Annotated in this window: 23 protein-coding genes and 1 pseudogene; 10 read left to right on the forward strand and 14 right to left on the reverse strand. The window is 67.5% G+C overall.

Annotated features, from left to right (window positions below; genetic code table 11):
* Positions 1-69: 69 nt before the first annotated feature.
* Positions 70-753, forward strand: coding sequence for a hypothetical protein (locus WEE69_07400; GenBank protein ID MEX1145114.1), 684 nt, complete (start codon positions 70-72; stop codon positions 751-753).
* Here WEE69_07400 and WEE69_07405 read toward each other — a convergent pair.
* Together WEE69_07405 and WEE69_07410 are read right to left on the reverse strand one after the other, a co-directional pair.
* The gene (locus tag WEE69_07405; GenBank protein ID MEX1145115.1) at positions 741-1,196 is read right to left on the reverse strand and encodes an SRPBCC family protein; all 456 of its coding nucleotides are present in this window, start codon (positions 1,194-1,196) and stop codon (positions 741-743) included. The two genes, WEE69_07400 and WEE69_07405, sit on opposite strands and share 13 nt — an antisense overlap.
* A gap of 2 nt (positions 1,197-1,198) precedes the next feature.
* On the reverse strand, positions 1,199-2,428 hold the full coding sequence (locus WEE69_07410; protein ID MEX1145116.1) for an amidohydrolase family protein: 1,230 nt from the start codon (positions 2,426-2,428) through the stop codon (positions 1,199-1,201).
* Between the two features lie 29 nt (positions 2,429-2,457).
* Here WEE69_07410 and WEE69_07415 point away from each other — a divergent pair, with 29 nt between their 5' ends.
* Both WEE69_07415 and WEE69_07420 read left to right on the forward strand, forming a co-directional pair.
* Positions 2,458-2,997, forward strand: a complete 540-nt coding sequence (locus WEE69_07415) for a M15 family metallopeptidase (protein MEX1145117.1) — start codon at positions 2,458-2,460, stop codon at positions 2,995-2,997.
* Positions 2,998-3,001: 4 nt separating this feature from the next.
* A complete protein-coding gene (locus WEE69_07420; protein ID MEX1145118.1) occupies positions 3,002-3,451 on the forward strand; it encodes a nuclear transport factor 2 family protein in 450 nt (149 codons plus the stop codon).
* Here the strand turns inward: WEE69_07420 and WEE69_07425 are convergent, their stop codons facing one another.
* The 3 genes from WEE69_07425 to WEE69_07435 form a co-directional block, all read right to left on the reverse strand.
* On the reverse strand, positions 3,452-3,739 hold the full coding sequence (locus WEE69_07425; GenBank protein ID MEX1145119.1) for a GlsB/YeaQ/YmgE family stress response membrane protein: 288 nt from the start codon (positions 3,737-3,739) through the stop codon (positions 3,452-3,454).
* 206 nt (positions 3,740-3,945) lie between these two features.
* On the reverse strand, positions 3,946-4,959 hold the full coding sequence (locus WEE69_07430; GenBank protein ID MEX1145120.1) for an NlpC/P60 family protein: 1,014 nt from the start codon (positions 4,957-4,959) through the stop codon (positions 3,946-3,948).
* Between the two features lie 167 nt (positions 4,960-5,126).
* Complete coding sequence (locus WEE69_07435; protein MEX1145121.1) at positions 5,127-5,867, reverse strand: 3-hydroxyacyl-CoA dehydrogenase family protein; 741 nt, start codon at positions 5,865-5,867, stop codon at positions 5,127-5,129.
* Positions 5,868-5,907: 40 nt separating this feature from the next.
* Here WEE69_07435 and WEE69_07440 point away from each other — a divergent pair, with 40 nt between their 5' ends.
* The gene (locus tag WEE69_07440; protein ID MEX1145122.1) at positions 5,908-6,861 is read left to right on the forward strand and encodes a VOC family protein; all 954 of its coding nucleotides are present in this window, start codon (positions 5,908-5,910) and stop codon (positions 6,859-6,861) included.
* Positions 6,854-7,630, forward strand: a complete 777-nt coding sequence (locus tag WEE69_07445) for an enoyl-CoA hydratase-related protein (protein ID MEX1145123.1) — start codon at positions 6,854-6,856, stop codon at positions 7,628-7,630. The genes WEE69_07440 and WEE69_07445 overlap by 8 nt, the downstream gene beginning before the upstream one ends.
* Before the next feature lie 6 nt (positions 7,631-7,636).
* Here the strand turns inward: WEE69_07445 and WEE69_07450 are convergent, their stop codons facing one another.
* From WEE69_07450 to WEE69_07460, 3 genes are read right to left on the reverse strand one after another with little or no spacing between them, the layout of a single operon-like run.
* Positions 7,637-8,659: a DUF2889 domain-containing protein gene (locus WEE69_07450; GenBank protein MEX1145124.1), complete on the reverse strand. Its 1,023-nt coding sequence runs from the start codon at positions 8,657-8,659 to the stop codon at positions 7,637-7,639.
* Positions 8,660-8,668: 9 nt separating this feature from the next.
* Positions 8,669-9,346, reverse strand: coding sequence for a DUF305 domain-containing protein (locus WEE69_07455; protein MEX1145125.1), 678 nt, complete (start codon positions 9,344-9,346; stop codon positions 8,669-8,671).
* A gap of 12 nt (positions 9,347-9,358) precedes the next feature.
* On the reverse strand, positions 9,359-9,730 hold the full coding sequence (locus WEE69_07460) for a VOC family protein (protein ID MEX1145126.1): 372 nt from the start codon (positions 9,728-9,730) through the stop codon (positions 9,359-9,361).
* 91 nt (positions 9,731-9,821) lie between these two features.
* On the opposite strand from WEE69_07460, the gene WEE69_07465 reads away from it, so the two are divergent.
* Positions 9,822-10,280, forward strand: a complete 459-nt coding sequence (locus WEE69_07465) for a hemerythrin domain-containing protein (GenBank protein ID MEX1145127.1) — start codon at positions 9,822-9,824, stop codon at positions 10,278-10,280.
* 22 nt (positions 10,281-10,302) lie between these two features.
* Here WEE69_07465 and WEE69_07470 read toward each other — a convergent pair whose 3' ends face one another.
* From WEE69_07470 to WEE69_07495, 6 genes and pseudogenes are all read right to left on the reverse strand, one after another.
* Positions 10,303-10,449 (reverse strand): hypothetical protein, encoded by a 147-nt coding sequence (locus WEE69_07470; protein ID MEX1145128.1) that lies wholly within the window; start codon positions 10,447-10,449, stop codon positions 10,303-10,305.
* Positions 10,450-10,482: 33 nt separating this feature from the next.
* A complete protein-coding gene (locus tag WEE69_07475; GenBank protein MEX1145129.1) occupies positions 10,483-10,917 on the reverse strand; it encodes an FxsA family protein in 435 nt (144 codons plus the stop codon).
* 162 nt (positions 10,918-11,079) lie between these two features.
* A pseudogene (locus tag WEE69_07480) lies at positions 11,080-11,226 on the reverse strand (short-chain dehydrogenase).
* Positions 11,227-11,271: 45 nt separating this feature from the next.
* Positions 11,272-12,318, reverse strand: a complete 1,047-nt coding sequence (locus WEE69_07485; protein ID MEX1145130.1) for a dihydrodipicolinate reductase — start codon at positions 12,316-12,318, stop codon at positions 11,272-11,274.
* A complete protein-coding gene (locus WEE69_07490) occupies positions 12,318-13,466 on the reverse strand; it encodes a thiolase family protein (protein MEX1145131.1) in 1,149 nt (382 codons plus the stop codon). The genes WEE69_07485 and WEE69_07490 overlap by 1 nt, the downstream gene beginning before the upstream one ends.
* Entirely contained in the window at positions 13,463-13,921 is a 459-nt protein-coding gene (locus WEE69_07495; protein MEX1145132.1) for an OB-fold domain-containing protein, read from the reverse strand. Before WEE69_07495 ends, WEE69_07490 begins: the two co-directional genes overlap by 4 nt.
* 94 nt (positions 13,922-14,015) lie before the next feature.
* Here WEE69_07495 and WEE69_07500 point away from each other — a divergent pair, with 94 nt between their 5' ends.
* The 4 genes from WEE69_07500 to WEE69_07515 all read left to right on the forward strand — a co-directional run bounded on the left by WEE69_07500 (position 14,016) and on the right by WEE69_07515 (position 18,749).
* Positions 14,016-15,149 (forward strand): acyl-CoA dehydrogenase family protein, encoded by a 1,134-nt coding sequence (locus tag WEE69_07500; protein ID MEX1145133.1) that lies wholly within the window; start codon positions 14,016-14,018, stop codon positions 15,147-15,149.
* Positions 15,146-16,108 carry an acyl-CoA dehydrogenase family protein gene (locus tag WEE69_07505; protein ID MEX1145134.1) on the forward strand — a complete coding sequence of 321 codons (963 nt, stop codon included), beginning with the start codon at positions 15,146-15,148 and terminating at the stop codon, positions 16,106-16,108. The genes WEE69_07500 and WEE69_07505 overlap by 4 nt, the downstream gene beginning before the upstream one ends.
* Positions 16,109-16,224: 116 nt before the next feature.
* Positions 16,225-17,439 carry a CoA transferase gene (locus WEE69_07510; protein ID MEX1145135.1) on the forward strand — a complete coding sequence of 405 codons (1,215 nt, stop codon included), beginning with the start codon at positions 16,225-16,227 and terminating at the stop codon, positions 17,437-17,439.
* Positions 17,436-18,749 carry a cytochrome P450 gene (locus WEE69_07515; GenBank protein MEX1145136.1) on the forward strand — a complete coding sequence of 438 codons (1,314 nt, stop codon included), beginning with the start codon at positions 17,436-17,438 and terminating at the stop codon, positions 18,747-18,749. The genes WEE69_07510 and WEE69_07515 overlap by 4 nt, the downstream gene beginning before the upstream one ends.
* Positions 18,750-18,776: the final 27 nt, after the last annotated feature.

Here is an 18,776-nt window from a genome sequence, read left to right on the forward strand (position 1 = left end):
CGTGCGATGCTAGAGGGGCGGATGGGCACCGCAGATGCGGATGGGCACCGCAGATAGGGGTTGGGGCAAATGGGCGGCGACGACATCGAGATCGATCTGACCGCGGCCGATCGTGCTGACGGTCTCCTGCCGATCCGCTGGGTCCGACCGGGCGCAACCGGGTCGAACGGCAACAGCCCCTCGAACGGGAACGGGAACGGCCACGCCAACGGCGACCGGAACGGGGACGCGGATCCCCACCTGAGGGTCACGGCGGTCGCACCTCGCGTCGTCACCTTGGCTGCGTTCAGCCCTCTGGCACCACCGATGCCCGTGCCGGACGCCGACGCGCCGGTGATCACGGTCCTCGATGCCGACGAGTGGTGGGACGTGCCGGAGCCGGTCACGCTCCGACGGGTCATGGCGTCACGCGGCGCGCGAGTGCTCACGGTGGTCGTGGTCGCGGTCTTCACTGCCCTGCTGGCTGCAACCGTGCTGCTCTGGCAGCGCGTCGAGGAGGCGCGTGTGCCGCCGGAACCGGTCCTACCGAAGGTCGAGACCGTGACCCCAGATCAGCTGCTCGCGGTCGAGAATCGGCTGAACAGCATCGAGACGAAGCTCGCGTCGATGGTCGACGCTGCGGGAACGATGGTCACCGCCGCTCCCACCGAGCTTCAGTCGGAGCTGGTCGCGCTCCGCAGCTGTTTGTCCGCCTTCCAGCGGGCGATCGACGACGGCAGCGTTCGCGGTGGCCGGTTCGCCTACTGCGGCTGATCTCCGCGCACGACCAGCGCCTCGAGATCACGAAGCTCCTTGCGCATGCTCCACCGGAGGTACAGCGTGACGAGTAGGCGCAACGGCCGGAAGTAGATCGGGAGCCGGTACTGCTCGTAGTGCGTGACCACACACGCGTCGTCGGGCGCAGGCTCCACGACGAATCCCCCCGAGATGGTCGTGCCCTTGCGCGGATGCGGCGAGTTCGTGCTGTGGAAGCCCTTCGGATGCAGCTCGTAGAAGAACTGGCCGCGCCACGGTAGGCCGGCGAAACGACCGCGGACCCGGTACGACCCTCGGGTGTCGGACTCCTTCGTGACCACGACGGAGTCCGCCTTCACTTCACACCGTTCGATGTTCTGGATCTCCCACACCGCCGGGAGCACGCGAGCGGGTTCCAACGGGATCGTCCGCGTGCTGGCGACGGCGACGACGCCTCGCATTGCTACCCGATGCCGTAGAGCGCGCGTGCACTCTCGCTGGTGATCTGGCGCTGCTGTGCTTCGTCGAGCGGAGCGATCGCCTCGCTGAGCTCCTCGGTGACACCGGGGAACTTGGCGTCGGGGTGCGGATAGTCCGACGCCCAGATGATGCGATCGGCGCCCACGAGCGGCGACGACGCGGTGAACGCGAGCATCGCCTCGTCGGGGTCGAAGCTGATCCAGCACTGCCGGCGGAAGTACTCGGACGGCAGCATCTTCAGCCATGGCACGTCCCATTGGAACTTCTTGGCGTGGTGATCCAGGCGTTCGAGCCATGGCACCAGCCAACCGCCGTTCGCCTCGAGGAAGATGAACTTGGCGCCGGGGAACCGCTCGCACACGCCGCCAGCGGTCAAGTAACAGATCGCCTGCATGACGTCGACGGGATTACCGATCGCCTGGGTGAAGTACACGTTCGTGAGCATGTTCTGCCCCTCGACCATCTCGTCGAGCGGCACGTAGCTGCCGCTGGCGTCACGCGCCCGGTCGAGCTTGAGGCCGCGCACGGCGCCGGGGAGATCGGGCATGAGGAACGGATGGAAGCCGAGTGGGATGCCGGTCTCCTGCGCTGCAGTCCAGATCGGGTCGTAGACCGGGTCGTTGAACTGGCGCCAGTCGACAACCGGGTTGGGGCGCAGGAAGACGCCGACCATGCCCGGCAGCTCCGCGACACGGCGGATCTCGGCTGCGACTGTGTCGACGCCCGACGCGTCCGACATCGGCGGCACCGCGCCCGCGGCGAACAGCCGGCCCTCCCCCTCTTGAGTGTGGTCCGACACCCAGTCGTTGTACGCGCGGCATTGCACGCCCGCGAACTCCACGTCGGGGTTGGCCTGGATCCCGAGCATCGTGGTCGGGTACAGGACCGCGAGATCGATGCCGTCCTCGTCCATGTCCTGAAGGCGGGCCTTGGCGTTGTATGCCGCTGGCCGGACCTCGGTGTACCGGAGCTCGCCGCGCATTGCGCGCTCGCGGTCTTCATCACTCATGCCCGCCGTTCCCGCTAGGGCGAGCTGGTTGGCCAGCGTGCGCTGACCGTTGAACACAGCCCACTCCGTGCCGTCGGCATCGGTCTCGATGTGCCAGATGCGCTCGCGAAACTCCGCCGGTGCGTAGTCGGGCATCGCGGTCGGGTGCTCGAGGATGTGCCCGTCGGAGTCGATGAATCGCAGCCCGTTCTTCGTCTGCGCCATCACACGAAACTATCGTCTGTCCGGTGACGATGCCCTGGCGACTGGCGGCAGCCGCCGTCGCTTGCGCCGCGCTCACCTCGGCGTGCGTCGACCTCTGGGCAGAGCCGATCACCGAGCCGCTCCAGAACGGGCGCTTCCCCGCTGGGGCCCTCACGCTCATCACCGCGGAATGTCGTGTGCTCACAGACATCGCGCCGCGACTGCGCTCGCTGCTCGCGGCCGCCCAGGCCGACGGGGCCGGACTGTCTCCGGAGAAGAGCAGCTTCCTGCCGCCAGGCGTCCCCGGACCGCCGCAGATCGAGTCGTGCTATCGCAGCTACGACGGCCAGGTGTGGTGGCGCAACTACTACTGCTCGATCGGCAAGTGCCAGAACGCCGCAGTCCCGGGAACGAGCAAGCACGGATGGGGCCGCGCCGTGGACTTCCAGGATCAGCTCGGCGAACTCACCTTCGAGTCACCCGGGTACCTCTGGCTCGCCATGCACGCGGCTGAGTACAGCTTCTTCCAGCCCGCCAATCAACAACAAGGTTCGCCCGGTGAAGAGGCGTGGCACTGGGAAGCCTCGTAGCCAGATGGATGACGTCGAGCGACTCGCCGCGATCGAGGCCATCAAGGCGCTCAAAGCGCGCTACTTCCGCTGCATGGACACCAAGGACTGGGACGGCTTCAGCGAGCAGTTCGCGACCGACGCGGTGATGGACGTGTCGGGTGAGATGGGTGACGGTGCTGGCGATACAGGCATCATCCACGGAAATCGTCAGATCGCCGACTTCGTGCGCAGCGTCGTCGGAGAGGTCGTCACCGTCCACCACGGGCACATGCCCGAGATCGCCGTGACCTCACCCACGGCCGCCAGCGGGATCTGGGCGATGGAGGACACGCTGCGTTGGCCCGAGGGTGCACCGATGCGTGACATGCACGGCTACGGCCACTACTACGAGACCTACGAGAAGCGCGACGGCCGATGGCTCATCACGTCGCTGAAGCTCACACGACTGCGCATCGACGTCACGCCGAGCTGATCAGCGCGAAGCCCCTTCGCGTGACCGCGTGCCGTTCATCGCCCGGTAGACGAGCAAGGCGATCACCGACCCCACGATCGAACCGATGATGCCCGAAGCTTGGATGGCGCCTTCACCGAAGTCTTCGTTGAAGAGCACGTACCCGAGAAACCCGCCGACGAACGATCCCACGGCTCCGAGCAGCACGGTCCCCCAGAAACCAAGGGAGTCGCGCCCGGGCACGAGCAACCGGGCAACAAAGCCCGCGATCACGCCGACCAGCAGCATGTACAGCAAGAAGCCGAGCATTGAACACCTCCGTTGTCACGGAAGAACTACCCGCCTACGGACCTTTCGAAACGGCGCGAGTTTCGCGACCGGAGTGGTGGGGTACACCCTGTGCATCGCAACGTCGACACGGAGAGGAACGCGCGATGTACATCGGAGTTGGAACGCTTGTCTTGATCATCGTCCTGGTCTTGCTGTTTGCCTGACCTGAGGACCAGTGAAGTGGATCAAGTGACGCGGGCTGCGCCGCTCGGGTTCCCCCAGATCGGACGTTCCGTGACCGCGTTCTTACTGCTCGACGCGTCGATGATCATGCCTCCGCCCACATAGAGCGCGACATGGCTCGAGCCGCCGGGGCCCCAGAAGATGAGGTCGCCGGGCTGGATCGCGTTGAGCGGTACGTGCGGGAGGCCCGCATATTGTGTGTTGGAGACCGTCGGGATGACCACGCCGGCGGCTTTCCATGCCATGTGCGTGAGACCCGAGCAGTCGTACGTAGGGCCCATCCGGGGGTTCTTGGAGTAGCCCGCACCCTTCACACCGCGAGCGAACGCAATCGCTTGTGCCGCACTGCCGTTCGGCGCACCCACATCGGGATACGACACCGGACCGGCTGAGTACTGCGCGCGTACCGCGGCTTCGCGCCGTGCTTGCTCCGCGGCGATCGCCGCCGCGAGCTCGCCCTTGGTCTTGTCGAGGAGCGCCTGCTGCTGGGCGCGTGCCTCTTCCACGTCGATTTTGGCTGCATTGATGGCTTCGCTCTCCGCGGCGGCTTCGTCGCGGGCACGCGCGGCCTCACCTCGCCTGACGTTCAGATCTTCTTCCGCCGCGGCGAGCTCCTGGAGCAGCCCGTCATTGCGCTTCGCCGCAACCTCGGCATACTGGGTGCGTCGGTTCAGGTCCTCGGTGTCGGCGAAATCGAGATCGTCAATCGCGTTCCCACTCATGGATCGCCGGTACAGCGACGCCGCGTTCTTGCGCACGAGACGCTTGATCCGCTTCACCTCTTGCTTCGCGAGCTCGATCTTGGCTTCAGCTTCGGTCACGGCCAGTGCGGCCGCGTCGCGTCGTGCCTGCGCGACGGTGAGCTCCTGATCGAGCTCGCTGATCTGGAGATCGGTGGCCTCGATCTGGTCCTGGAGCGCGGCCGCCTCGGCGCGCTTGTCGTCGATCGACTGCGCACCCGCAACGGGCGCGAGCCCGACCGTGACCGAAGCGGCGCACAACACGGTGGTCGCCACGAGACGCCGGCGCGCACCGCGGGGGGCGGGTCGGGGCGGCGTGGGGTGGATGCGCATGAGGGAGGAGTGGCGAATGTGCCCATCACGAAGCACGGGGGTACTTCGGCCGGCGAGCGCCAAGGATAGGCCGGGGTAACCGCCGGGTCGAGATCTGTCCGAAATACCCCTTATGCCCAACCTGTGAGGGCGCCACGGATCATCGTGTACGGCCCGGTGGGCCACCCGAAGCAGTCGATCATGAGCTGATCGACCTGCTCGGGCGTCGCCACACCCTCATCCACCACTCGCTTGGCCTCGTCCATGGCCGCCGCGTACACGCGGTTGGCGACGAAGCCCCATTTCGTGTCGGTGTCGTTGATCACCACGGGGTTCTTCCCGCACGCTGACGCGACCGCCTGGATCCGCTCCACGGTGGCGTCGGAGGTGGCGCGGGTGCGGACGATCTCGGCGAAGCGCATGACGGGTGCCGGCGATGCCCAGTGCCATCCGATCACCCGATCGGGCCGGTCGGTCGCGGCCGCGATCGCCGCGATTGAGAAACCCGACGTGTTGGACGCGAGGATCGTCGCCTCGGCGGCCGCGCGGTCGAGATCCCTGAACACCCGGATCTTGAGGTCGAGGCGCTCGGGAACGGCCTCGATCACGACGTCAGCGGCGGCGGCAGCCTCGAACGACGTAGAGAGCTCGAGCCGGCCGAGCGCCGCGTCGGCATCAGCGCGGGTGAGCTTGTTCCGCTCCACGGCTCGGTCGAACCCGTAGCGCCCGGTGGTGACGTGCTCGTGGGCGCGCTCGACGGCCGCCGCATCGACGTCGAAGCACACGGTCTCGTAGCCCGCCGTAGCGGTCACCTGCGCGATGCCGCTTCCCATCACACCGGCACCGATCACGCCGATCCGCAGGTCGCTCATGGTCGGGGCACCTCCACGGTGTCGGAATAGGTTGACGAGGATGATGGCCGACCGGGGGGGTCCCGCGCGACGCGTGTTGCACGTCTGCTACTGCTGCGACGACGTGGACGGCCCCGCCTCGGCATTCGTACGTGGGCTGGGGATGCGCGAGGCGATGCGGACGACCGGCGAGCCGACGAGCGGTGCGATCCTCGGGATGGATCGCGAAGTCCAGGGAGTCGCGGCCTTTGTCTACGACCACCGCGGTCCGCGCGTGGGCGCGGCGATCGAGGTGCAGAGTTGGATCAGCCCGGGTCTCGAGGGGCAGCCGTTCGCGGAACCGAACCACATCGGTGTGCAGGCGCTCGGCTTCGCGGTCCCCGACCTCAAGGCGTCGGTGGCCGCGCTCGACTCGTTCGGCGCGCGGGTGAGCGGCCGAGGCGACTCGCCACTCTTCCGACTCCCGGTGGCAACGCTCGCGGACGGGAGTGGCGTGGCCCTCGACCTCGTGGAACGCAGTGACGTTCCCGATGACAGGAGCCGCATGCATCACGTGCGGATCACGTGCTCGGACCTCGAACGCTCGGCGGCGTGGTACGCGGGGCTCGGGTTCGAGGCGGTCGGCGCGCCCGAGCAGGTCACCGACGGCGCGACGCTCGGGCATTCCGGGCTGGTCGACGTGGTCGCGCAGCGGCTCCGGCTGCCCGACGAGCCGATGGAGATTGTGCTCACACAGTGGCGGAACCCTGCTTCCTTCGGGCGGCACTACGAGGAACCAAACCACGCGGGCTGGTACCGCATCGCGCTCGGTGTCGACGACATACGTGAGGTGTACTCGACGATGTCCGCCGCGGGCTGGACGTTCGATCGCGCACCCATGCTCGTCTCGCTCGACGGAACCAATGTGCCCGACATGTGGATCACCTTCACGACCGATCCGGACGGTGTGCCGTTCGAACTGGTCCAGCGGCCTCGCGACGCCTTCGCAGAACCCGTAACGTCATTGCATGCCTGAACTCGTGCACTGCCAGCGCCGTGATGACGGCGTTGCCATCGTCCGCCTCGACCGACCGCCGGTGAACGCGCTCTCGCGCGACCTCCTGAACGAGCTGGCCGAGGTCGCGCGATCACTGACGGACGATGCCGCGGTTCGGTCGGTGGTCGTTACCGGTGAGGGCAAGGCGTTTGCCGCGGGGGCCGACATCGGCGAGTTCGGCGATCAGGACGTGGCCCGTGAGATCGGCGCGCGCTTTCGGACGGCCTTCGACACGGTCGCCGCGATCCCGCGCCCGGTCATCGCCGCGATCCACGGCGTCGCGCTCGGCGGCGGACTCGAGCTGGCGCTGGCTTGTGATCTGCGCGTCGTCGCCCACACCGCGCGCCTGGGTCAGCCCGAGACCCTGCTCGGGATCATCCCCGGTGCGGGCGCGACCCAGCGCCTCGTCCGTCTGGTCGGGCCAGCCCGGGCCAAGGACCTCATCTGGACTGGGCGCCAGATCCGAGCCGACGAGGCCCTTGCGATGGGGCTCGTCGATCGGGTCGTACCGGCCGACGACCTGCTCGAGGCCGCGCTCGAGCTAGCCGCGACGCTGGCTGCCGGTCCGACGGTCGCATTTGCGCTCGCGAAGCGCGTCATCGACGCGGGGCTCGACGGGCCACTCGAGCGAGGGCTCGACCTCGAGTTCGAAGCGTTCATCGAGGTGTTCGCGTCGGACGATGCGCAGACCGGGGTCCGCAGCTTTCTGGAGGACGGGCCGGGGAAGGCCACGTTCTCAGGGCGCTGAGCGCCCCTATCTCTTCGCGGCGGTCAGCTCGTCGAGAAGCACGCCGACGTCCGAGAGCCCGCGCAACACGTCGTTGAGGTGCGTGCACGTCGTGGTGCCGACGAACGTCTCGCGCACCCACGGGCGCAGATCCGCGAGGGGGTGACCCACCAGGCGGCTCGCGCTGCCGACGGCAGCCGGACACTCCATCCAGGGGAGCACATCGGCCGTCGCGTCGATGTCGACGACTGTGCGCGTGGCGTCATCCACCTCCGCGGAGACTTGGTACTCGTGCACCACGGTCTCGGCACCTTCGGCATCCGCGTAGCTGTCGCGGAAGAACACGTCGACTCGGTGCGGCTCGGTCGCGGCGGTGGGCGGAAGCACGTCGATGCGCCGGATGCGACGCATGCCGGTCGGCGGCAGCGGCGCGATCTCGTGCCAGCCGTCAGGATCGTCCGCGCGCGGGATGTCGGGCGCGGGCGGGCCGAGCGGCGTCGGGTTCTGCCCGTGCTCGCGGATCATGACCATCATCGAGCCGTCGCTCGTCCATCCCGCGCACAGGTCGGATCGGGCGAAGAGGTACTCGTCGGGCCGCCGCGCCTTGGGGACGGCGTCGGCCTGAAGCATGGCATAGCCCGACACGAGCCCGGCGCCGGGCAGGTCGTCGAGCAAGAGGTAGAGGAGGCTGTGCGCCTCGCGCTCCCCCGCGACGACGCCATCCACCTTGGCGCGGAACCCTGGTCCGACCACGGTCCCGATCAGGTCCTGGACCGCCGCGACCTTCGGTGAGCTCCGGAACGCTTGGAGCTCGCGTGACGCACCGTCAACGGTGGCGAGCACATCGGCCGCGCCGATCGTGACGGCCTCCCCGTCGACTGGCGTGAACACGTCGCGCGCGCGGCCGTCCATAACCATCTGCCCGCCGATGCCATCGGGTCGCGTGGTGTCGATGCTGCTCGTTCGCCGGATCGAACCCGGCGCTCGGCGTGGGGTCGATGCCACCGGGTCATGAGGACCGCGGGCATCGAGGTTGTGAAGTGGCGGCACGGGGCCACTCTAGGTGTGCTCGCTGTGTGAACCCGCGTCCGTGTCGACGCGCTCGAGGCCAAGCGCGAGGCGGCGGCGGTTCATCTCGCGGATCTCGATGCGCTGCACCCGGGCCATCGCGCGCGCCAGTGCGCGAACCGTTTCGTTCTCGCCATGCTTGGCTTCGAAGTCGGCCATCTCAACACCTGCGGCGTGGTGCTCGATCATGAGCTGCGTGAACAGCTCGTCCGCGTCGTTCCCCGAAGCCGCATCGAGCTCGTCGAAGGCGGCTGCGGTTGCCATACCCGGCATTGTCAGCGGGTCGGACGGCTGATCCATCCAGTCCATCGCGATGTCGTCGTCGAGCACGGCGTCGGCCACATCGCCCGCGTCCCCCAACAAGACGGTCATCGCGTTGATCTCCACGGATTGGTCCCTGATGATCTCGCGGGCGAAATGGCTGACCACAGCGTCGTGCTGGCGCGGGAGATAGGCGAAGCCGAGAGCAAGCGCACCCTCATGGTGGGTCGACATGTCGGCGAGGAACCCTGCGTCGACCTCGTTGAACGAGCCGCGGTCCGGCCGTCCGATCCGCCAGCCGATGACGCCGACGAGGAACGCGATCGCCGCAATCAGCGTCACCGTGCGCCACAGACCCAACGGCCACGCCGTCTCCCAGCCGGCGTCGTCTTCCGGCTCATCACCCATCGGACCGAGGTCTCATTCGGGGGCGTGGCAGACGGCTTCGACGTTGTTGCCATCGGGGTCGCGCACGAAGGCTCCGAAGTAGCTCGGGTGGTACTCGGGCCACACTCGCGGCTCGTGAAGCACCTCCGCGCCCGCGTTTATTGCGGCCTCGAGAAAGGCGTGCACTACGGATCGGTCCGGGGCCGTGAATGCGATGTGCGACTCACGAAAACCCTCGCCCGTCGTTCGCGGTCCGAGCCAGAAATCGGGCATCGGCGGGACCCCGAACCCGATGACGGTCCCGAAGTCGAAGATCCGCCCGCCGCCGAGCGGGGCGAGCACCGAGTCGTAGAACGCCGCGCTGACCGCGACGTCCTCGCATTGGATCGCCAGATGGTCGAGCACCCGAACATCTTCGCACCTCTCCAGGTTTGACGCCGGTTCGCGCCGGGAACATCCATCGACAACCATCCCCGAGCTGAGGACGAAGGAGCCCATGGACGCGATCACCCTGCTGAAGAAGGACCATCAAGAGGTCTCGAAGCTCTTCAAGGAGTTCGAGAATCTCGGTGACCGAGCGACGAAGTCCAAGCAGGACATCGTCGGGACGATCACCGAGGAGTTGAGCAAGCACGCATACGTCGAGGAGACCGTCTTCTACCCCTTCGCCGCAGAGCAGGTACCCGACGTCAAGGAGCACGTGCTCGAGGGCGTCGAAGAGCACCACGTGTTGAAGATCACGTTGGCCGAACTCGCCGGAATGGAGCCGGGTGACGAGTACGACGCGAAAGTCAAAGTCCTCAAGGACGTCGTGGAGCACCACGTCGATGAAGAGGAAAACGACTGGTTCCCGAAGGTGCGCGAGGCGGTCGGCCGCAACGACTTGGCCGAGGTCGGCGACCGGATGGAAGCCGCTAAGGCCACCGCGCCTACACAGCCCGACCCGTCGGAGTAGCCGGGCGCCATTTCGGCGCGCGTCACTCTCGATCGGAGTGGCGCGCGTCGACCCGGCCTTCGAGGCCAGTGAAAGCAATCGCGATCAGGAGCAGCAGCAACGCTCCCCAGAAACCGACACCGATGGAGACGTAGTCAGTCGCCGACTTCCCCTTCAACCGGCTCAGCACACCTGGATCTGATCAGGGGAGGAGCTTGGGACGTCAGGCGTCGATGTCTGGAGGTCGCCTACGAATGTGCCGTTCTTCGCCACCAAGAACGTCGACCCGCCCCAGGTACCACCGCCGCACAGTGCGGCGCACGAGGGCACGGGCGGGTGAAATCAAGAGGACAATCGCGAGCACATCGGTGACGAACCCCGGCGTCAACAGCAACGCGCCCGCGAGCAGGATGAGGAAGGCATCAACGAGGTCGGCGCCCGGCACCTTCCCCGCGCCTACCTGCTGTTTGATGCGCCGCCATACGCCGAGCCCCTCGCGTTTGGCCAAGCATGCGCCAACAACGGAGATGACCAGCAGCAGGCCGATCGTGTTGAGCGCGCCGATCTCCTCACCCACCTGGATCAGGACGTAAAGCTCGACGATCGGGACCACGAGGAACAGCAGCACAAGAATTGGCATCGAGCCGACCGTACCCATTTCATAAGGATTGGATGCGCCACATCGAGCCGAGCGGTGGTCGTGAGTCGGGCGTACGCGGGACCCGCGGGAACGCACGGCATTGTGACCTCCTACGGCAAGGAGGGCGAGTTCTCGATGGCGGCACAGACGCCGCCGTCGACCAGCACATCCGGTGACGAACGAAGCCTCGTCCGAAAGAAGGAACGACACGACGGCGGCGAGCTCGTCTGCCGTGCCGTGCCGGCTCAGGGGCGTCTTCTCCAACAGCGTCGCCATGAACGGCTGAGCGGCGGCTTCTTGACGGCCTTGGGGGGCATCGATGATTCCCGGCGAGACCGCCTGCGCCGGTGACGACTCCGATCTCTGGACCGCTCACGATGGTCGCGGCCCGGCGGGCGTGATCGGAGGCAGATCGGCGGTCGAGAGGATCCCGGGCGCCGCGGCACAGACGTACGGGATCGCGTTCACCGGGCGGTTCGCCGTGTACGCAGGTGTGAACGACCCGAGATCGTCGAGCGGGATCGGGAAAGGGAGCTCCACGTCGAAGGGAGCGTCCCCACGGACACGGACGCGCCAGCCGGTCGCCCCCAGATCCCACACGGGTTCGAGGTCCTCGGTGCAGTACCAGGTGGGTGTCATCCGCACGACTTCTGTGCCGTTGCTGCGCCCGATCATCACCGTCCGCTGCGCTGCGACGGTCCCCGCCTCGATCGTGCCCGCGGCGATTGTGGTCGTCCGGCGCGCCGCCGCGACCTCACCCGTGCACGTCCAGTCGTCGACGGGCCGACCGGCGGCCTCGGCGAGTACGGAGAGCGGTGGCCCGAACTCGGCGAGCAGGTACCCCGACCGCTTCGGGTCGAACGACTCGAGCGACTTGCCGAAGCCCATGATCTCGAAGAGCAGGTGCGGCGAGTCGCGTTGACACAGGTTCGCGAACTCCTCGATCTCGATCGAGTCGACGTGCCGTTGCATCGAGAGCAACGCGAACGGAAGCGCGTCGGTGATGAAGCCGGGGCTGCTTCCCGTCGCGTAGATCGATGTTCCGCCTCGAGCGCACGCGTCGAGCACTCGCGCGCGGCTTTCCCCAAGCCGTTCCCCGCCAGCAAAGAGCTCGCCGCGGGTCGTGACGACGTTCTTCCCCGACTCCAGCAAGCTCACGACGTCATCGAGCACGAGGGCGCTCGGCATGTACAGCACGCAGTCGGCGTCGAGCGCGTGGATGGCCACCGGATCGATCGTCGCCGCCACACCGACCTCCGCTTCGCCACACAGCGCGCCGGCGTCCACGCCGTCCTTCTCGGGGTCGTACACCAGCACCCCGACGAGCTCCATCGCGGGGTGCCGGATGACCTCGCGCAACGCGCGTCCACCGATGTTGCCGGTGGCCCACTGGACGATGCGGTACGGCACGGCGCTCATCACGTGCTGACGATGCTCACGCCCGCGGTGCCGGGCGCGCCATAGAGCTGCGCGTAGCCGACCATCGGCGAGCCAGGCACCTGCCGGTCACCGGCGGTTCCCCGCAGCTGGTGCACGAGCTCGTGCACCTGCCGGAGCCCGGACGCGCCGATCGGCTCGCCGTTGGCGATGAGACCACCGTCGGTGTTCACAGGCAACGAACCGCTGATCTCGGTCGCACCCTTCGCGATCAATGCCTCCTGCTCACCGTCGGCGCAGAAGCCGTTCTCGGCCATGTGGATCACCTCGGCGCCCGCGTCGGTGTCCTGGAGCTGCACGACGTCGACGTCTTCGGGCCCGATACCTGCCATCTCGTACGCGGCTCGGCTCGCATGCACCGTCGGCCCGTCCGTCGACTCGAGTGGCAGCCACGGGCTGTGGACCTCGAAGGCGCCGAAGCGGCGCGTGCGCACCGCCGTCGCGCGCAGGTAGACGGGATGCGAGGAGTACGTCGACGCCAGCTCCGCCCGGCAGAGCAGCACCGCGGCCGCTCCCTCGTCGGGACTGCAGAACATGTATTGCCTCAGCGGGTAGTTGAGCACGGGTGAGGCGAGGATCTCCTCCTCGCTCAAAGGCTTGCGTCGGAACGCGTGCGGGTTGATCGATCCGTTCCGGTAGTTCTTCGCGGCGACTCGCGCAAGCGTCTCGTTGGAGATCCCGTGCTCGTGCATGTACCGGTTGATCTTCATCCCGAAGAACTTCGTCGTGATGAAATGCCCGAGCATCCCGTACCAGGACGGGCATCCGTAGTCCACGGGGTCAGCGGAGAACGCACCGGACGGGTGCTTGTCCATGCCGATCGCCAACGCGACGTCGTGCGCGCCGAGGCGAATCATGTTCGCGGCCATATCGAGCGCGCTCGCGGCGGTCGCGCAGCCGTTGTAGACGTCGGTGAACGGTATGCCCGTCAACCCGAGCAGGCTCACGACGGCGTCGGGGTTGTCGACTTCGTAACTTCCGCCGAAGGCAACCTGCACGTCGCTCCACACCATGCCGGCATCGGCGAGCGCCGTGCGCACCGCGTCGGCGCCCATCTCGAGTGCGGACACACCGGGGAAGCGCCCGAATGCATGCAGGCCGACACCGACGATCGCCACGTCACTGCTCATCCGGCCGCTCCTGCCTCGTCGACCGGACGGAACGCGAAGGTCACGAGCTCGCTCCCCGCCTCGTCTGTGCCGAACGGGACGATCACCAGCTCCATCTCCATGCCGATGCGCAGGTGCTCGGGGCGGTGCTCCGTGAGGCGCGTCTCGACCCGCAGCTCTCCGGGCAGCTCCACGTATCCCACGCCGAACGGCTCGAAGTCACGACCGCCCGCGCCGGCAAAGGGCGGGGCGGGGGGCGGGAAGTCCTGGGTCGTCCACGCCCACAGTCGGCCCCGCGTTGCGAGCAAGTGCTCGTCGAGCGGCTGGGCACCACACTTCGGGCACCCACTCTGCTGGGGGAACGTGATCGTGCCGCAGTCGCGGCAGCGCCCACCGAGGAGGCGAGGCTCGTCGGCCGGCCACGTGAACAGACCGTCCACGATCGGCGCGCTGGCGCCCATTCGCTCTCCCGTCATCGAGCGGACAAGTGGTTTGCTCTCGGCGAGAATATTATTTACAGATTACGGAAAGGCAACTCTTGCGCCGGACCAGTGCGTGAGAAGACCGCCGATGGAGATGGCCGAGTTTCGTACCGAGCTGCATCGCTGGCTCGACGCGCACGCTGACGAGCTCGAGCCGGCGTTCTCCCCGCCCGGGACACTCGACGAGCAGATCGCGCAGATGCAACGCGTGAAGGCGATCCTCTTCGAGGCTGACTGGATACGGTACGGGTGGCCGGAGCGCGTCGGCGGGCTCGGCGGATCACCGATGCTGCGCACCGAGCTCGGCGCGGCACTCGCGGCGCGCGACCTCGCCGATCCGGGGCTCTTCTCCCTCATCGAGGTGCTCGCGCCGACGCTCATCGACTTCGCGCCTGCTGAGCTCGCCGCGGAGGTAGTTCCCCGGTTGCTCTCGGGCGCGGAGATCTGGTGTCAGGGGTTCTCCGAGCCCGGCACGGGCAGCGACCTCGCGTCGTTGACCTGCCGGGCCGAGCCTGAAGGCGACGCGACGTGGGTGATCAACGGACAGAAGGTCTGGACGAGCTTGGCCCAGTACTCCGATCGCTGCGTCCTCCTCACCCGGACGGGTCCGGTCGATGCACGCCATCGGGGCATCACCGCCTTCTTCGTCGACATGGACACTCCCGGGGTAAGCGTTGCTCCGCTCGAGATGATCAATGGTCAGCACGAGTTCGCCGAGGTGTTCTTCGACAACGTCGCGGTTCCGGCCGACCGGATGCTCGGCGATCTCCACGGCGGATGGGCGGTTGCGATGAGCATCCTCCCGTACGAGCGCTCGTCGTGCTTCTGGCAACGGATCGCGTACCTCTACCGCCGGCTCGAGAAGCTGGTCGAGGTCGCGCCGGACGACGACCGGGCCGCAGAGGTCATCGGCAACGCCTTCGTCCAGCTCCACGCGTTGCGCGCCCGGTCGCGCGTCACCCAGCACCGACTCGCGGATGGCCAGGCGCTCGGCGCGGAGACGTCGATCGACAAGGTGCTCGTGGCCACGGCCGAGCACGCAACGTACGACGCAGCTCGACGGCTGCTTCCCGGCGTGGTGGAGATGGACGACAGCGCGACCGGAGCGGCCTGGCGCAGCGAGTACCTGTACTCGCGCGCCGCCACGATCTACGGGGGCACCGCAGAAGTGCAGCGCAACATCATCGCCCGTCGGCTGCTCGACCTCGGAAGCGACGAATGATGGACGCGACGGAGCGAGACCTGCTCCAGCAGACAGTCAGGGACGCCTTCGTCTCGGCAGACACCACGACCTCCCTCGACAGCGTCCTCGTCGACCTCGGTTGGCTGGAGATGCTCGGTACCGCGCGACGCGACGCGGTCGACATCGTGTTCCGATCACTCGGCGCTGTGAACGGAACGTCCTCGGTGCTCGACGACGTCGTCGTCTCCGCGCTCGGCATCGAGCCCCGCGCCGACCTCGCGGTTCTCCTGCCGTCGTTCGCCACCTGGCATGCACCGGGCACGACCGACGGCACCGACGTCTCGGCGATGGGCGTCGCCACGGCTCGCGTCGCCACCGCCGCCGACCTCCTCATCGCGTGTGGCACCGGAGCGGAGCTCTCGGCCGTCACGGTCCCGCGGTCGGCTGTGGAGCAGCGCGTCATAGAAGGGGTTGATCCCGATGGCGGCTTCCGCGTCGTGCGGGTGGACCGTGCAGCAATCGGGAGCTCGCTCGGCCGGTGCGAGTGGGACGCCGCGATCACATGGGGCCGGATCGCCGCCGCGCACCAGATCGAGGGCGCCTGCCGATCGATGCTCGAACTCGCTCGGACCCACGCGTTGGAACGCGTGCAGTTCGGTCGCGTGATCGCGGGGTTCCAAGCCGTTCGTCACCGACTGGCCGAAGCACTCGTCGCGGTCGAGGCACTCGACGCCACGTTGACCGCGGCGATGGACGAGGTGGGCCCGCTGACGGCGGCGCTCGCCAAGGCGACCGCCGGTCGCACGGGGCAGATCGTGGGCGCGCACGCACAGCAGGTGCTCGCCGGCATCGGCTTCACGACCGATCACCCCTTCCACCGGTTCCTCAAGCGCTCGCTGGTGCTCGAGGGCCTCTTCGGTTCGGCGGACGAGATCGCGACCGAAATCGGACACCAGCTGCTCGCGACCCGGTGCGTCCCCACACTGATCGAGCTCTGAGCAGCCCTTCGCCGCCGTTGCGGCGGAAACTGCGCTCTCTTAGGCTGTGAATCCAGTATCCGCTCCGCACTCTCCGGCTGGCGCGCACGCCCTCCGGTGATCTCTTGGGAGGTCGCATGCACGACGTGCTCGCGGGCATCCGTGTCGTCGAGGTCGCGTCGTGGACGTTCGTCCCGATCTCGGGAGCTGTCCTCGCGGAGTGGGGTGCCGACGTCATCAAGATCGAGCACCCGGAAAGTGGCGACCCGCAGCGTGGTCTGATCTCCTCGGGCCTGATCCCGGGCGGCAACGACGTCAACTTCATGTTCGAGATCCCCAACCGGGGGAAGCGTTCCGTGGGTCTCGACATCTCCACCGACGACGGACGCGAGCTGTTGTATCGACTGGTGGAGACGGCCGACGTGTTCGTCACGAACTATCTGCCTGATGTGCGCAAGCGCCTGGGGATCGACATCGACGACATCCGGGCGCGCAACCCGAACGTCGTCTACGTGCGGGGCACGGGCCAAGGATCACGCGGTCCCCACGCCGAGAAGGGTGGCTTCGACGGGGCGTCGTTCTGGGCCCGCGCCGGGTTGGCCATGGGCTTCAAGGAGCCCGCCGCCGAGTGGCCGGTCGATCAGCGCCCCGCGTTCGGCGACGTCATGGGCGGCCTGACGATCGCCGGCGGCATCGCCGCCGCGTTGCTGCGGCGCGAGCGCACGGGTACACCGTCGGTCGTCGACGTGTCACTCCTCAACATGGGCATGTGGACCCTCGCACCGGACATCACCATGGCGAAGGTCCTCGAGAACGTCGACATCCCCGCGTTCAACCGCGACTCGCTCCCGAACCCGCTCGTCGGCACGTTCCCCACCAAGGACGGTCGCTTCATCATCTTGGTGCTGCTCCAGGCCGACCGATACTTTCCCGACCTGTGCGCGCACCTCGAGCGTCCGGACCTGCTCGAGGACCCGCGCTTCAAGGACGCCGCCGCGCGATACGAGCACCGCGAGGAGTGCATCAAGGTGCTGCGTGACGTTTTCCGGACGAAGACCTACGACGAGTGGTGTGAGCGACTTCAGACCCTCGAAGGAGTGTGGGCGCCGCTGCAGACCCCGCTCGAGCTGCACGACGACCCGCAGGCCATCGCCAACGGCTACCTCGAACAGATCACCGCGTCGAGCGGTGCAGAGTTCACGCTTCCCGCGAACCCCGTGCAGTTCGACGAGACGCCGCCGTCGGTCCGCCACGCGCCTGATCACGGCGAGCACACCGACGAGGTGCTCCTCGAGCTCGGGCTCACCTACGACGAGATCATCGAGCACAAGGTGAGCGGAGCCGTGCTGTGACGGACTACCAGGCCACCGACTTCTTCCGCGACAACGACGCGCTCGTCCCCGACCCGTACCCGTACTTCGACCATCTCCGCACGAAGTGCCCGGTGCAGTCCGAGCCACATCACGACGTGGTCATGGTGACGGGGTACGAAGAGGCCATCGAGGTGTTCCACGACAACGCCACGTTCTCGTCGTGCAACGCCGTGACCGGTCCGTTCCCTGGCTTCCCGGTCCCGCTCGAGGGTGACGACGTGAGCGCACTCATCGAGCAGCACCGCGACGAGCTGCCGTTCAGCGACCAGATCACGACGATGGATCCACCCAAGCACACGGACCACCGCGGCCTGCTGATGCGACTGATCACCCCGAAGCGCCTCAAGGAGAACGAAGACTTCATGTGGCGTCTCGCGGATCGCCAGATGGACGAGTTCCATGCGCGGGGTGACTGCGAGTTCATCCGCCACTACGCCAAGCCCTTCGCCATGCTCGTCATCGCCGACTTGCTCGGCGTGCCCGATGCAGATCACGAGGAGTTTCAGCGGGAGCTCGGCACGAGCGCGATCGGGAGCACCGAGCGCGACGAGATGGCGCACAGCCCGCTCGAGTTCCTCTACGACCGGTTCACCGCATACGTCGAGGACCGGCGCCGAGAGCCCCGGGGCGACGTGCTCACCGGTCTCGCGGCCGCGACATTCCCCGACGGCTCCTTGCCCGAGCCCGGTGACGTTGCTCGGATCGCAGCCAACCTGTTCGCGGCCGGCCAGGAGACGACCGTGCGCTTGCTCGCCACCGCGCTCCAGCTCATTGCCAAACGCCCCGAGCTCCAGCAGCTCCTGCGAGACGACCGCAGTCGCATCTCCAACTTCATCGAAGAGACACTGCGCTTCGACGGTCCGATCAAGGGCGACTTCCGGCTGTCACGCACCCCGACCACGATTGGTGGCGTCGACCTCCCCGCGGGCGCCACGGTGATGGTGGTGAACGGAGCCGCCAATCGGGACCCGCGCAAGTTCGAGAACCCCAACGAGTTCGTCATCGACCGCGCCAACGCGCGCAATCACATCGCGTTCGGGTTCGGCGTCCACACCTGCCCCGGCGCTCCACTCGCGCGGGCCGAGACCGTCGTCAGCCTTGAACGGGTCCTCGACCGCATGGCCGACATCAAGATCTCGGAGGCGCACCACGGGCCTGCCGACGCCCGCCGTTACGAGTATGCACCGACGTACATCCTCCGTGGGCTGCAACGCCTCCACCTGGAGTTCACGCCGATCGACGCCCGCCGAGAGAGCGGAAACGGGCTTCTCATTTTTCGAGATCGGTGATATCGTCCCGCGTGTCGACCTGATCGA

It is taken from the genome of Acidimicrobiia bacterium (genome assembly GCA_040881685.1).
Classification (GTDB): Bacteria; Actinomycetota; Acidimicrobiia; order IMCC26256; family PALSA-555; genus SHVJ01.